The organism is Sulfurovum sp. AR (genome assembly GCF_000296775.1).
Classification (GTDB): Bacteria; Campylobacterota; Campylobacteria; order Campylobacterales; family Sulfurovaceae; genus Sulfurovum; species Sulfurovum xiamenensis.
Genome location: NZ_AJLE01000010.1, coordinates 1 through 14,554 on the forward strand (window position 1 = coordinate 1; position 14,554 = coordinate 14,554).

General features: G+C 39.4%; 12 protein-coding genes. 3 read left to right on the top strand and 9 right to left on the bottom strand.

Translation table 11 applies throughout. The annotated features are described in order from the left end of the window. Positions 1–330 precede the first annotated feature (330 nt). The 6 genes from SULAR_RS08765 to mqnE all read right to left on the bottom strand — a co-directional run bounded on the left by SULAR_RS08765 (position 331) and on the right by mqnE (position 6,793). Complete coding sequence (locus SULAR_RS08765; protein WP_008245177.1) at positions 331–2,133, bottom strand: citrate/2-methylcitrate synthase; 1,803 nt, start codon at positions 2,131–2,133, stop codon at positions 331–333. Positions 2,134–2,142: 9 nt separating this feature from the next. Beyond that, complete coding sequence (locus SULAR_RS08770; protein WP_008245184.1) at positions 2,143–3,480, bottom strand: ATP citrate lyase citrate-binding domain-containing protein; 1,338 nt, start codon at positions 3,478–3,480, stop codon at positions 2,143–2,145. Between the two features lie 114 nt (positions 3,481–3,594). Further along, positions 3,595–4,698 (bottom strand): hypothetical protein, encoded by a 1,104-nt coding sequence (locus tag SULAR_RS08775; RefSeq protein WP_008245185.1) that lies wholly within the window; start codon positions 4,696–4,698, stop codon positions 3,595–3,597. Positions 4,699–4,707: 9 nt separating this feature from the next. Continuing rightward, the gene (locus SULAR_RS08780) at positions 4,708–5,277 is read right to left on the bottom strand and encodes an aminodeoxychorismate/anthranilate synthase component II (protein ID WP_008245186.1); all 570 of its coding nucleotides are present in this window, start codon (positions 5,275–5,277) and stop codon (positions 4,708–4,710) included. After that, positions 5,278–5,730, bottom strand: coding sequence for a phosphoribosyltransferase (locus tag SULAR_RS08785; RefSeq protein WP_008245187.1), 453 nt, complete (start codon positions 5,728–5,730; stop codon positions 5,278–5,280). 1 nt (position 5,731) lies between these two features. Then, positions 5,732–6,793, bottom strand: coding sequence for an aminofutalosine synthase MqnE (gene mqnE / locus SULAR_RS08790; protein ID WP_008245189.1), 1,062 nt, complete (start codon positions 6,791–6,793; stop codon positions 5,732–5,734). 61 nt (positions 6,794–6,854) lie between these two features. Here mqnE and SULAR_RS08795 point away from each other — a divergent pair, with 61 nt between their 5' ends. The 3 genes from SULAR_RS08795 to SULAR_RS08805 are packed head-to-tail and all read left to right on the top strand — an operon-like array spanning position 6,855 to position 11,575. Beyond that, positions 6,855–9,326, top strand: a complete 2,472-nt coding sequence (locus SULAR_RS08795; RefSeq protein ID WP_008245191.1) for a nucleotidyltransferase — start codon at positions 6,855–6,857, stop codon at positions 9,324–9,326. A gap of 1 nt (position 9,327) precedes the next feature. Next, complete coding sequence (gene glmS / locus SULAR_RS08800; protein ID WP_008245193.1) at positions 9,328–11,136, top strand: glutamine--fructose-6-phosphate transaminase (isomerizing); 1,809 nt, start codon at positions 9,328–9,330, stop codon at positions 11,134–11,136. Positions 11,137–11,143: 7 nt separating this feature from the next. Continuing rightward, complete coding sequence (locus SULAR_RS08805) at positions 11,144–11,575, top strand: hemerythrin family protein (RefSeq protein WP_008245195.1); 432 nt, start codon at positions 11,144–11,146, stop codon at positions 11,573–11,575. Between the two features lie 5 nt (positions 11,576–11,580). Here SULAR_RS08805 and SULAR_RS11055 read toward each other — a convergent pair whose 3' ends face one another. From SULAR_RS11055 to SULAR_RS08820, 3 genes are read right to left on the bottom strand one after another with little or no spacing between them, the layout of a single operon-like run. Further along, positions 11,581–12,300 carry a choline/ethanolamine kinase family protein gene (locus tag SULAR_RS11055; protein WP_008245198.1) on the bottom strand — a complete coding sequence of 240 codons (720 nt, stop codon included), beginning with the start codon at positions 12,298–12,300 and terminating at the stop codon, positions 11,581–11,583. Then, complete coding sequence (locus SULAR_RS08815; protein WP_008245200.1) at positions 12,297–12,938, bottom strand: ATP-binding cassette domain-containing protein; 642 nt, start codon at positions 12,936–12,938, stop codon at positions 12,297–12,299. The genes SULAR_RS11055 and SULAR_RS08815 overlap by 4 nt, the downstream gene beginning before the upstream one ends. Next, positions 12,922–14,553 carry an ABC transporter permease subunit gene (locus SULAR_RS08820; RefSeq protein ID WP_038000520.1) on the bottom strand — a complete coding sequence of 544 codons (1,632 nt, stop codon included), beginning with the start codon at positions 14,551–14,553 and terminating at the stop codon, positions 12,922–12,924. Before SULAR_RS08820 ends, SULAR_RS08815 begins: the two co-directional genes overlap by 17 nt. Position 14,554: the final 1 nt, after the last annotated feature.

The window sequence follows — 14,554 nt, forward strand, 5'->3', positions numbered from 1 at the left end:
GGAATTATAGACAAAAATGAATCCCTTGTCAAGGGTTTTTTGCGTTTTATTTGAAATTTGTTAAAAAAAATTTTTTTATCCATTTTTACTTACATTATATATGCAAAAATAGCTTAAAAATTGTTTTATTTATTTAAAAAAATATAGACCCCTAGCCATATTATTTTGTTAATTTTGTTGTGCTTATATTTGTAGTATATATAGTGACTGAAAGAGGGTAGATCTCTAATATGAAACAATAAGATATGTTAGAAAATTAAGTGTTTGGTAGTAAATAAAATGTAGAAATTGGCACAACTGTAAAGTTGTGCCTGGTATGCTAAAAAGAAATTAGATCTTTTCTGCCATTGGTACATCATAAAGGATGTCATCCATTGGGTGTCTATACATAGGCATAGCAAGTCTCTTCTCATCAAGAATGTGACCGATGAATCCAATAGATCTACCTACGATGAAGAATGCATTGAGCGTACCTGAAGCGATAAACTCATTGATCTCTTCTTCAGAGTAACCAAGTGCTCTCCACATATCAACCATAAGGATACCGATAGTACCATCAACGTTAAGGATAAGGTTCTCTTTTTTAGATGTTGTCAATGCTTCAACTGTTCTTGCATAGTCAAGAAGTGGTGTTGCAGGGAAATGTGCCGCTGCATAATCCATCAAACCTTTTACTCTTAGGTCAGGGTTTTTAAGAGATTTGATTCTGTGACCGATTCCTGGAATTGGCACACCCTCACCTTTCATGTAGTTCAAGAACTCTTTTGGAGACATGTTGTTGTCATCTGCATGTTTGAAGTACTGTGCTGCACCATCAATCGCACCACCGAATCTTGGTCCGATAGTAAGAAGACCAGTTACCAGTGATTCAACCACTGATTTACCTGCTCTTGCAGTTACTTTAGCATTGTGTGCACCAGATACTGCCGGACCATGATCCGCAACAGTTTTCATTACAGTCTCGATAAAGTCAGTTGCCCATTTCGGATACTGTTTTTTGAACCATAGAAGTGATACAACATCACCGATTCCTTTACCTGTATCAGGTGTTGCCACTGAAGAGATAGGGAATCCAGCGTAAGTAGCTTCGTCACCTCTGTCATCAGAGATAGTACAAATGAACTGCTTGCTTCTTCTTACTTTAGGTACGATATTGATCTCTGGCTCAGGGATCGCTGGGATGTTAAGAGATTCAAATACTTCTCTGATCTTTGCAGGAAGGTCATTGAATGTTGCCGGTACATGAATACCTGCTTCAGCCATCGCTTTGTTTTTCGCTTCAGCTGTTTCACGTTCAGCATTTGCAGATGCACCTGCGTGACCGAATTGAACACCTGAATCATAGTATTTAGCGATCGTACCGATACACCATGCGATGATCGGTTTTGTGATCTTACCTGCTTTAACCGCATCGATCACTTTGTACTCTTCTGTACCACCTACTTCACCAAGAAGGATCATATATTTTACATCCGGGTTCTCTTCCATTCTAAGAAGGTTGTCGATAAATACAGAACCAACGAATCTGTCTCCACCGATCGCAACACCTTCTGCGATACCATCAGCATTGATAGCGATGATGTTAGAAAGTTCGTTGAAAAGACCACCTGATCTTGTTACAAGACCACATGAACCTGCTCTGTGAAGTTTAGAGTTCACGATGTTCTCGATCGTACCACCAACGTTAGCGATCTTGAATGCACCAGGAGCGATACCACCAACTGTAGCAGGCCCGATAACAACAACACCTGCATCACGTGCAGCTTGGTTCATACCACGCGCAAGTCTCTCAGGGATACCTTCTGCTGTGATCATGATCGTTTTAAATCCACCGATCTCCAATGCTTCCATTGTTACATCATAAGCAGTTCTGAATGATGCAAAGTTCAAAAGAACGTCAGCTTGAGGCTGAGCAGCTTTTGCTTCTGCAGTCGTTTTAAATGTAGGGATCATCACCTCGTCAGCACCATAGAAGAATTTCTCAAATTTTCCAGATGCAGTTGGAGCAACGATCGCTGCTACTGAAGGTTTTTCTCTTTTAATTGTGTAATCATAGTCTAACATTCTTTGGATCGCTGTTTTGTTGTTGTTCCAAAAAATAGCCTGTGTATCTCTAGTAAATAATTGTGCCATCTTCTCTCCTTATGCCTCTACTGCCATTCTAACGATATCAGTTACGTGTGTCTCTGGTCCGTATACATCGATCCATAGACCAAGTCTATCTGCTGCTTCTTTAATATCTTTAAGACCTTTTTCGTAGTTTGGTCCACCACGTCTCACATAGATCTTTATACCAATTTCTTTCATCTTGTCTGCATACTCTTCAAATGCCTGGATGATACCTGTAAATGTTTTAGCAACATCTGTAAAGTTAGCGATCGCACCACCAATGATAAGGATCTTGTCTCTACCCTGTGCATCTTTTTCTCTTGTCATAAGATCAAGAAGTGTCTCTGCATAGAATTTAGTCTCACCTGTTGTTGGTCCACCTGAGTACTCACCATAGTTAGCAAGGTCATCGATACCAGCAAGATCGGCAATAGTATCAGCATAAACAACTGAAGCACCACCACCGGCAACCATTGTCCAGATTCTAGCTTCTGGCTTTAAGAGTGTCAATTTAAGTGATGCACCTGTTTTAGCATCTGCTTCTTCAACAGCCAATACTTCTGGGGATTTCTCTTCCATACCGAATGCAGTTGGGTACTCAACATCACCCCACTGATCTACCATCATGAATCCAGCAGTGTCATCTAGTTTTGCAACCATGTCAAGAAGCTCGATCTTATTACCTTGCATTACAAACGGGTTGATCTCAAGGTATGCGAAGTTTAACTCTCTGTATGCTTTGAAGAAACCGATAGCAAATTCTGCGAATGCTGCTTTATCTTTGTCAGCAACATCTGCAGGTACATTTGCTCTGATTCTCTCAGCGATCTGCTCTTCAGTGTCAGTGATCTTGAATGCAACTTCAGTTACTTTCTCTTCCCAACCCTCTTCAACTTCCATTCCACCTTCAGCAGACATATAAAGCATATCATCATCACCTACACATGTCGCAGAGATATAATACTCTTCTTCTTGTGAGTGTGGAGTAAACGGTTCAACAATAAAGTGTGTCAATTTATCAACTGATGGTTCACCTGTTGGTGTGTCACCGTCAAATGAGAAATATACTGATTGCTCACCGCTTGACTTTTCATCGATCCAGCTGATAGCTTTTGCTAATGAAACATCACCTGGTTTAGCATCTTTGAAAAGTACTAAATCGTTTTTACCTCTTTTACCGAAAAGCATATCCGGTTTTGCAACCAATGCTTTTTCATTTAACCATGTGTTCTCTTTTGCAGCTTCTGCTAGTTCCGATCCATTTTGAACCATTACTGTTTGGTATGCATAAGTAAAATCTGGGAAATACTTATCCCAATGTTTTGCTAGAATTGACTTTGCGTCATACTCTCTAATCGCCTTTTGAGCCATCGAGTTCTCCTTTAATTTAGTTCTTGATAGTCTAGCATTAGATAAATTTAAATTTCGTAAAAGTAATATAAACTATAAGTATAAAAAAAATATTGTGTAGTATAGAAACAGTTCTTAGGGGTCTTGAGCAGTTATTGGTGAACAGGGTAGTATGCCATAATATCTTAACTGATAACGTTCTCTTCCATGTGCCCCATCGTAACACTTGATACCCTGAGACTTTAAATTCTCTGCCAAAAGATACGGTCTGTAGATACGATCTGCAAAATGATGTTTGGGATCCTTCAAGACCAAATAGAGCATTTTATGCCCTACAATGAAAATGACACTTAAGAGAAGAAATGACACTACCACGATAAAACCTTGTTTATATCGTTTCTGAAACTGGGGTAAACGTACACCTATCGCATGGTTAAAAACATCCAACATAAGTACAATGGCGATCATTACATAGGGAGCGAAATCAGTGATATATACACGCTGTCTGATAGAAAGAAGTAAAGAGAAAACCAAGGCAGTAAAAGAGATGTACCAAATAAGAGTTTTTTCCCCTCTTAGCAAAATTCTGTACATGGCAAAGAAAAAATAGAGAAACAGTAAAGGTGAAAAAACGGTAGCATATAACCCGAAGATCTCCACAAAGTGCCCAGAGGGTCTTCCGCTTACCTCTATACCTTTAGCCAAATAAATAAAAGCCAAAAGAAAACTCAGGGAAAAAATAGCCAAGTGTTTCTCTTTATGCATCACGGCATAAAATAAAACGGCAACAAAGAAAATGATAGAGGCTTCATGAATAAAAAAGAGGGCCAGCATGATCGGTGGAAGTAAAAGATAATAGCCCTTTTCATAAAGTAATACAAAAAGTAACACTAGCGACAATACAATAATTGCGACGTTAGCCAAGGTGGTTGCAGTGAGGATACCAGGCAGTAGCATAAAGATCAATGTCGAGAGATAGACATCTTTACTTTTTTGAAAATGCTGTCGGCTGAGTGCAAAAAAAAGCCCAATGGTCAAAAATCCAAAAAAAAGGAAAAAAGCCCTTAAGCCTAAAAAGCCTGCATCAAGACTTTCACCCCACCTCATCAAATGACCGACAATATCATTTGAAGTATAGAGTATCTTTGCCTCATGCGGGCTAATAGGTGTGGTTGAAGCAAGATAAAAAACAGCGATAGCATAAAAGAAGAATGCTAAAAAGAAATGCTGTCTTTTCATTCTGGGATCTTAGAGTTTCAAAAAGTTATCTAACATTTCATGCCCATATTCACTCATTATAGACTCAGGATGGAACTGTACACCATAAATAGGTTTGTCTTTGATCTGCAGTGACATGATCTCTCCATCATCTTTGCTGTGGGATGTTGCGATAACGTTCTCTGGAAGCGTCTCTTTTTTCACGGTTAAAGAGTGATAACGTGTAGCCCTGAATTCAGATGGAAGATCTTTAAAAATAGGTGTTTGGGCATCCACAACAATTTGGGACGTTTTACCATGCATCATATTTTTGGCTCTGATCACATCTCCGCCAAATGCCTGAGCAATACTCTGATGGCCTAGACAGATACCAAAAATAGGCGTAGTGTCTGCAAATTCTTTGATCACATCCAGTGTCACTCCTGCATCATCAGGGGTGGAAGGACCTGGTGAAAGAATGATCTTGTCTGGATGTAATGCTTTGATCTCATCAATCGTCATTTCATCATTACGTATGACCTTCAAGTCTGCACCCAGTTCTCTACAGTACTGCACGACATTGTAAGTAAAGCTGTCGTAATTGTCTATCATTAATACCATTTATTTCTTCCTAGTTAAATCTACAGACCAAAAGAATTCAATCCATCTGTCTGCTTCTTGTACAGACCAATCTGGAGCTATTTTAGCACTTTTCTTATAAAAAAGCGAAGCTGTTTTAAAGTTCACGGCAGGATACGCTTTGTGCAAGACCTTCAACACTTCTATCATCGTATCACCGCTATCTACAATATCATCCACAACGAGTACATTTTTGGCCTCCGTCAATTCCGGGATATTAAACACCTTCACACTATCCAGTTTTAGCGTATCTTCGTACCCAATGGTATTGATACTGTAGACTTCCCGGATATCATAAAATTCACCAAGCAGGTGGCCTAAAGAGAGACCTCCTCTGGCAATAGGAATAATCGTGTCAAATTCCCAGTCGATCATTTGAGCCAAAGATCTTGTATCAGCTAAAAAATCTTCATAAGGATAATAGCGCTTTTCCATACTAATAGGCTTTTAATTCATGATAAAGACTGTCACGTTCTATGGGTTGGAAGCCGGAGTTCTTGATCAAGGCTACAAAATCATTCAGGTCCATTCCATGACTGCTCTGTGCACCTGCTGCAGATTGAATGGACTCTTTTTCTATCGTGCCATCCAGGTCGTCACAGCCAAACTCCTGAGCGATCAGTGCGAGATTGACCGATGCCGTGACCCAATAGGCTTTGATATGAGGAATGTTATCCAGCATAATGCGGCTGATGGCATAGGTTTTGAGTATCTCCTGCCCTGTAGGGAAATCTTTCACTTTGAGAAAGTTGTTGTCTCTTTGGTAGACCAAGGGGATAAAGGCATTAAATCCGCCTGTCTTGTCTTGAAGATCACGTAGTCTTATCATATGGTCTATACGGTGTGCACGTGTCTCTACATGTCCAAAAAGCATGGTAGCATTGCTTTCTTTACCTCTTTCATGCCATTTTTGGTGTATCTCTATCCACTGGTCTGAAGTGACTTTCCCTTTACACAGATATTCACGTACCTCTTCATCAAAGATCTCAGCCCCACCGCCGGGCATGGAATCTACACCATTTTCGATCATCATATCCAACACTTCATCGTAGCTGTATCCATACTCTCTTGTCAGAAAATCTACTTCCGCTGCTGTCATCGCCTTCACATGTAACTCGGGAAATGCTTCTTTGATCTTTCTGAATGCACCCATATACCACTCGACACCATCATTAGGGTTATGTGCTGAGACGATATGCATCTCTTTTGCACCATTTTGAACGGATTTTTTTACAATATCCAGGATCTCTTCGTGGGTCATAGTATATTGGTTGGGATTTTTTCTACTTGCAGAATATGCACAGAATTTACAGATATCTGCACAGACATTGGTAGGGTTGATGTGCCGGTTGATATTAAAGTAGCTTTTGTTGCCGTATTTCTCTCTACGAATTTCATCGGCGAGTTCACCGAGCGTATAGAGATCTAAGTCATAGAGTGCTTCACCCTCTTCTTGAGTGAGTCTCTCTTTGTTGCGTACCTTTTGTATCAAATCCATTCTGAGAACATCCATAGTTATTTTTGGGTATTATACCAATATAACATTATGGAGAGAATAATTGAATACGCTTGAAACCCAAATAGAGGAATTACTTTATACTAAAGCAGCAGATTTCGAGATCGCCAAAGTGCTTAAAAAGGATATAAAAAGCTACTTTGATACACTTGAAGAGACTTTTGTAAATTCAGGGGGTAAAGACTTTCTTGTGAAGCATACAAAAAAAATAGACAGTATCCTAAAGATTGTCTACAAGGTTGCTACCAGGGATATGTTCGGTGATTATCTTCCTATGAAAAACTCCATCCCTCTGGGTCTCGTCGCATTGGGAAGTTACGGCAGAGAGCAACTCTGCGTACATTCCGATATAGATCTCATGCTTGTCTATAAGGATATTCCTGCGTACAACGTAAAAGGGATCATTGAAAAAATACTCTATATACTTTGGGATACAGGTTTAAAACTGGGACACAGGGTACACACTATTGATGAACTCTATGACGTATCTAAAACCGATATCACGATCAAAACAGCATTGATCGAATCACGTATGATCGAAGGCTCTATTTTCATTTGGACAGAGACACAAAATGCGATCTCCCAAATTCGTCATGACCATATAAAAGAGTTCATACAGCTTAAACTGGAAGAACGAGAACTACAACACCGTAGGTTCCCCCTTACCATGGAACCGAATCTTAAAGACGGATCAGGTGGTTTTCGTGATGCCAACCTCGTTTTTTGGATAGGAAAGATACTCTATAACGTGGATAATATTAAAAATCTGCCTGACAGTGTAGTAGATGAGAAAGAGTATCGTGCCTTCCGTATCGCCCTGGAATTCCTCTTCCGTGTACGTTCCGCTTTACACTTAACTGCAGGGAAAAAAGAAGATAAGTTACGTCTTGAACTTATCCCGGACATTGCCCATTTTCTTGGTTACAAAGAGGGTAAGAAAGGTCAAATGAAATGTGCTAAAAAAGTGACTGAAAGTTTAAAGATCATCAGACTTTACAGTACGATCTGGCTCAATATTCTGACCCAGGACTACATCACTGACAACCCTGAAAAAAACTATCTTTATCCAAAAAAAGGTAAGCAAAACTTTAATGGGCTCCTTCAACAGCTCACTGCACATGCAAAAAAACCTTTTTATGCCCACCCTACTTTTATACAAAAGTTAATTAGCTCAGAAAAACCTGAACGTCCTGATGGAGCACTCTATCAGACGATCAAGAGTATATTCCACCAGCCGGAAAGTCACTCCATTCTCAAGGTGCTATCCTATGCAAGACTCCTGGGCTATACGATTCCACCCATTAAAAAAGTGATCGATCTTCCTCAATTTGACGGATACCATCAATTTGCAGTCGATATGCATTCGATACGTTGTATGTACCACTTGGAACATATAGAGGATCCTTTTATTAAAAAACTTTTTGACGCACTGAATGATGAAGAGAAGGTCATGCTAAAAATTGTCACTTTTTTACATGATGCAGGAAAAGGACGGGAAAGGGACCATCACGCTGTAGGTACATCGCTCTTTAAAGTTTTTGCAGAGAAGCTACATTTGGATCCGGCACATATAGCCATAGGTGAGACACTCATTTTATATCATACATTGATGAGTAAAGTAGCCCAACGTGAAGATATTTATAATGAAAAAACAATTATACATTTTGCCTCACATTTTCAAACCAAGAAACTTTTGGATCTCATCTATATCCTGACATATGCTGATATGAATGGTGTGGGTAAAGACATCTACAACTCATTTAATGCAAAATTGATCCGAACACTTTATGAGCAATCAATCGAAATTTTGGATAACAAAAGCATGCTCGACGAAGCGGCCAAACGGCTTAAAAAAGAACAGACACTCAAACGGAATGCAGCATTCAAACTATTTACCCCAATACAGCAGAAAAAAGTATTACAGATTCCTTCAGATCTACTTTTTTTACGTTATAGTCCACAAAAAATCGTTTCCATTACACAAAAAGCGTTTCACACCGAGGATTATACATTTAAAATAAGCAACATAAACTACTTGACGATTGAAGTAACGCGTAGAAAACCATTTAATATCTCTTATCTTTTAGGGAAACTCTCCACATTGGGTGTGGTGCATATGGATATATGTAAACTGTTTGATGATCTTAAATATTTTAAAATCGACTTTTCTACCAAAGTGAATGCTGAAGAGATACCACGTATTAAAGAAATTCTTCATGATTCATTTGATGAGACAAAAAAGAGCACCCTTACGTTACCTGATATAGAAGAAGATGAACTTCAGATCGATTGTGAACACTCTAAAACCTATGCAGTAATGTACCTAAACTGTAAAGATCAAAAAGGTTTACTTGCCTATATCATCCATATCTTTGATGAGATGGGTATTGACATTGCCACTGCAAAAATTCATACACTGAAAAGCCGTGTAAGAGACATGTTCCTCATCGAAAAGAATGGAAAGTTTTGTCATAATGTCGATACGATAATAGATAAACTTACAGGAAATAGATAAGATGTGTGGAATTGTTGGATATATAGGACCCAAAGAGAAAAAAGAGATCTTGCTTGAAGGCCTACAGGAGCTTGAATACAGAGGATATGACTCTGCAGGTATCGCTGTCATTGAAGGAGATAAACTTTCTGAGTATAAAGCTATAGGTAAATTGGACAATTTGCGTGAAAAGACCAAAAAGTATGAAAGTGAAGGTTTTGGTATCTCTATAGGCCATACCAGATGGGCTACCCATGGTAAACCAACGGAACTCAATGCACATCCACACTTAGGTGCCTACTCGTATGTGGTACATAATGGGATCATCGAAAATTATCAAGAGTTGAAAAATGAACTGCAAAATGAAGGTGTAAAATTTCTTAGTCAAACCGATACTGAAACGATCGTACATCTTTTTGAAAAATATTATAATGCAAGCAATGAAGCTTTTAGCGCTTTTGAAAAAATGATCAAAAGACTGGAAGGTGCCTATGCAACACTGCTTATCACCAAGGCAGCCCCTGATACTATTTTCTTTGCAAAGAATGGTTCTCCTATGCTGATAGGATTTGATGATAAGGAGATCTATTTTGCTTCTTCTGATACCCCTGTGATAGGTAAAGCCAAAGAGGTCTATTATCTTGAAGATGGTGAGTATGGGTATGTCCAGGATGGTAAGGTACATCTATTTGACAAGGATGGAAGTACGAGTTTCACTACACAAGCACTGAGTGCGGATAAGATACTTGCCCAAAAAGACGGGTACCGTTTCTTCATGGAAAAAGAGATCTATGAACAGAGTCGTGTGATGAGCGAAACGATGATGGGACGTGTACTGGATGAAGCCATTGCTTTTGATGAACTGGATGAAAACTTCTTCGAAGGGATATCTTCTATCAAGATCTGTGCTTGCGGTACCAGCTACCACTCTGCCCTGGCTTCAGCCTATCTTTTTGAACGTATCGCCAAAGTAAGATGTGATGTAGAGATCGCTTCTGAATTCAGATATAAAGAGCCCTTACTGACAAAAGATACACTCTTCATTACGATTTCACAAAGCGGTGAGACTGCAGATACACTCGAAGCCCTCAAAATGGCAAAACGTGCAGGATTGAAGAGTCTGAGTATCTGTAACGTGGATAACTCTTCTATCGTTCGTGAAAGTGACACTGCCATCCTCACAAGGGCCGGTATAGAAAAAGGGGTGGCAAGTACTAAAGCATTTGCAACACAGACCATGGTACTGTGGATGCTGGCACTATATGCAGGTCAAGAAAAAAGCACCATTTCAAAAGAGACACTTAAGAATGAGATCACTGCGATGCTGCAGACCCCAAAAGCATTGATCGTCACTGATACCTTGCATGCCAAACTCAATAGACTCTCCAAACGTTATTTGCATGGACACGGTTTCTTCTTCATAGGTCGAGATATATTCTACCCTCTTGCACTAGAAGGTGCATTGAAACTCAAAGAGATAAGTTATAGACATGCTGAAGGATATCCTGCAGGTGAGATGAAGCATGGGCCTATCGCACTGGCGGACAGTGAACTTTTCACCATTGCACTGATGCCAAAAACGATGCACTATGATAAGATCAAATCAAATGTTGAAGAGCTCAGTGCCAGAGATGCAACGATCTGTGCCATCTCTCCAATACCTTTTGATCTCGCAGATGACTTCATACAAACAACCTACGATGCTCATCCGATGTTAGAATTTTTTGAAATGATGGTGGTGACACAACTGCTTGCATTGGAAATTTCTGTAAGACTTGGAAATGATGTAGATATGCCTAGAAACCTGGCTAAATCTGTGACAGTGGAATAGAAAACCTATGCTTATAGAGTATGATGAGATACCACAGGTAGCAATGGACTTTATGAATGAGGTCCATAAAGAAGATGTTGATCTCATCAACGCTATTTTTGAACATATACTTGCCTATGACGGAAGTGAAAAGAGTGCTGCCACTATAGATAATCTCTATACTCAATGGATAGATCACACGGTTATTCATTTTCAAAATGAAGAGATTAAAATGCAGGAGATGCATTTCCCTCCTTACCTTGCACATAAAGGGGAACATGACAGGGCACTTCAAGAGATGCGCGATCTGTTTACCCACTGGCAGCAGTATAGAGATATCAAGGTACTTAAGATCTATTTTATAGAGACATTACCAGCCTGGCTTCACAATCATATCTCAACGATGGATACCGTAACTGCCCGATTTTTTGCGACAGGTCAGTCAGCATGCGGAGGATGAGACTGCTAAACTGGTCTTTGACGTTCTAAATTCTCAAACCATTGTGTACATAAGGCTTTGTAGATGATCTTATACGCCTTGAGCTTTTGCACATTGATTTCATTTTCTTCGGTGAAATAACGTCTTAAAAAATAGGCTTCGTTTTCTTGATCCAGGTTGAATTCAACACATACCGATGCCAGATCAAAATACCTGTCGTTTATCGCTGCATCTTCCCAGTCTATCAAGTGGATCGTTTCTGAAAAAAGTACATTACGAGGATTGAGGTCATTGTGACACAATACCCATTCAGAGGGAGAATCTTTTAGAGTTTCAAATGCATCCTGTACTGCTTTTGATTTTGTCTGAAGCAGTGGTTCTAACAGTAGAGGTTTCCTTTCTATTGTTAAAGTATGGACTTTTTTCAACACTTCTGCAAACTGAAACAGATCATTTTTTTCTAGACTCTCTTTATGTCTGCCCTCTACATATGCTGAGAGTGCCAATGCATTCTCTTCATCCAGAAGTAAAGGCTCTGATGCCACACCTTTTTCAAATGCCAATTTTTGTACTTCAAATTCAAATTTTCTGTCTACATCTGTTCGAATGAACTTTCGTAAAATATATTTTTTTTCTTCGCTATGGATCAGATAGTTTTCATTGTTGTAGCCCTGCTTTTCCAAAAGCTGATAGGAGTCGATTTCTTTGTTTTCAAAAAGTGTGTATTGTTTCAGTCGATCTATCATTGTTCCACAAGCTTTTGATTCTCTACTTTATACACCCTGTTAGCAATACGTTCACTATCTTCTATCTCATGTGTGATCATAATGGTATGCAGGTTATTTTCAACTGTGATCTGTTTGACCAGATCAAGCATCTGCATTCTTGTATCGGCATCCAATCCTGTAAAGGGTTCATCCAGAAGCAATATAGGCTCACGTCGTAATAATACCCGTGCAAGTGCAACACGCTGCTGTTGTCCACCTGAAAGAGATGAAACGATAGTATGTTCATATTTTTCAAGACCTACTTCTTTGAGTATGGTTTTTACTTTTTTCAACTCTTCATGTGTGCTTTTCAGTGTTTTACTTATACCTAAAAGTATATTCTTTTGTACGGATAAGTGTTCAAAGAGGTTATGATGTTGAAATAAAATGCTGATAGGGCGTGCTTCAACCGTCTCATCTATCAACTCATCTTCATCTAACTTGATACTACCGCTTGTTGCAGGCAGGAAACCTGCCAGAAGATCAAGAAGTGTGGATTTCCCACTTCCGCTTTGACCAACTATCGCTACGATCTCTTTAGGTTTTACCACCATCGTATATGTATACATATCTTCTGCATTTTTATGCTGGTACTTTACATCAGTTATCTTTAGCAACGCTACTCCTAAACAGTCGTGGTAATAAAATAAATACACATAATGTGATGGCCAAGAGTATCAAAGCAACTCCAGCAGCATCACTTGTTCGGTACGATCCCATGAGCTGATACAAATACCAGGGCAAGGTTAAAAAGTCGTCCGATCCAAACAATGCAATAATACCCAAATCTCCCAGTGAAAAACAAAAAGACAAGGCAAAAACATAACCGATAGATGACTTTAAGTACGGGTATTCACAATAAACCCATCTTTGCAATGAACTCAAGTTCAACGAAAAGACAAGTTTGTCATATCTTTGACCGGTCTTTTGCATCACAGGAGCTAAAATGGCCAAGGCAAACGGTAATGACATCAGTACGTTTGCGGTGAGAAGTGCGATGGTTGACCATACTGCTATCGGGGCTTCATAGGTTTGGGACAGAAGAAAAAATCCTAGACCCATGATCAATGAAGGCACAGCAAGATAGAGGTTTCCGGAAAAGGAAACGATAGTATTTAGTATTTTTGAGAGAGTGCTATCCTCTAAACGATATTTCAGTGTAAAATTTCTTTTTGTATCACTTAAGAAGAGTGCGAAGAGTACCGTCACTACACTTGACACTGTAGCAAGGCCCATACTGGTAAAAAAAGATTTTATAAACAGAGGTTCTGTAACTATCCGCGTAAATTCTGCACCCGATCCGTCAACAATGATCGCACCCAGAGGTAAGATAAAAAACAGGGAAAACAGACTGATTATGGCTACCTGCAATCGCTTGATATATTTTGACTCAGCCCAGGGAATATAGAGTGCACTTGTTCTTACATTGCCAACACTGGTTCTGAAGTTCGATGAAAAGAGTACCAGAAACGTCGTCATTACAATTTGTATCAATGCAAGTTTTAAAGCCATAGCAATATCAAATTCAAGTTTCACTGCCTCATAGATAGCCACTTCCAAGGTATTATAGGCAGGTGAACCACCCAATACAAGTACGATGGCAAAGGAAGTAAAACATAAAAGAAATATGGTTGATGCGATGCTTAAAAGTGTCGTTCTTAAAGCCGGCCACTCGACATAGATAAACCGTTGAAACGCAGTAAAGTTCAAACTTTTTGCAAGTTTGTATTTCTCTTTGGGAATAGATTCAAACACATGCAGCAAAGACCGTGAAGCAAAAGAAGCATTCAGATAGACATGTGCTACCAAGATACCTGTCAGTCCATATAGGTAAGAACTAAAAGAGTGATCAAAAAGGTAGAGGCTCAGTTGGTTTACCCATCCGTTACGTCCAAGGACAGATATGAGTCCAAAGACAACGATCAGCGTCGGAAGGACCAAAGAGGAGGAGAAGAGTGCCACCAGTAGAGAACGCCCTTTAAAGTTTGACTGGTGAGACAGGCTCCAGGCTAAAGCCAAACCTACCAATAGAGATAAAAGTGTCGATAAAAAAGCTTGGTAGAGCGTAAACTTCAGAAGTGAAAAGACTCTACTGTCAAGTTGTGCTACAGAGGCATCGTCTTGTGAGAGGAATAGTGTAAAAAACAGCACAAAAGCAAACCCTAACAATAACAGAGAGACTAACCCTCCTGGCAGTAATGAATGTTTCAGTCTTTTTACATCTTGTAGCATC

Excerpts from the sequence above, each read along its gene's own strand:
- SULAR_RS08765 (WP_008245177.1), bottom strand. The coding sequence starts at position 2,133 with ATGGCACAATTATTTACTAGAGATACACAGGCTATTTTTTGGAACAAC.
- SULAR_RS08770 (WP_008245184.1), bottom strand. The coding sequence starts at position 3,480 with ATGGCTCAAAAGGCGATTAGAGAGTATGACGCAAAGTCAATTCTAGCA.
- SULAR_RS08775 (WP_008245185.1), bottom strand. The coding sequence starts at position 4,698 with ATGAAAAGACAGCATTTCTTTTTAGCATTCTTCTTTTATGCTATCGCT.
- SULAR_RS08780 (WP_008245186.1), bottom strand. The coding sequence starts at position 5,277 with ATGGTATTAATGATAGACAATTACGACAGCTTTACTTACAATGTCGTG.
- SULAR_RS08785 (WP_008245187.1), bottom strand. The coding sequence starts at position 5,730 with ATGGAAAAGCGCTATTATCCTTATGAAGATTTTTTAGCTGATACAAGA.
- mqnE (WP_008245189.1), bottom strand. The coding sequence starts at position 6,793 with ATGGATTTGATACAAAAGGTACGCAACAAAGAGAGACTCACTCAAGAA.
- glmS (WP_008245193.1), top strand. The coding sequence starts at position 9,328 with ATGTGTGGAATTGTTGGATATATAGGACCCAAAGAGAAAAAAGAGATC.
- SULAR_RS08805 (WP_008245195.1), top strand. The coding sequence starts at position 11,144 with ATGCTTATAGAGTATGATGAGATACCACAGGTAGCAATGGACTTTATG.
- SULAR_RS11055 (WP_008245198.1), bottom strand. The coding sequence starts at position 12,300 with ATGATAGATCGACTGAAACAATACACACTTTTTGAAAACAAAGAAATC.
- SULAR_RS08820 (WP_038000520.1), bottom strand. The coding sequence starts at position 14,553 with ATGCTACAAGATGTAAAAAGACTGAAACATTCATTACTGCCAGGAGGG.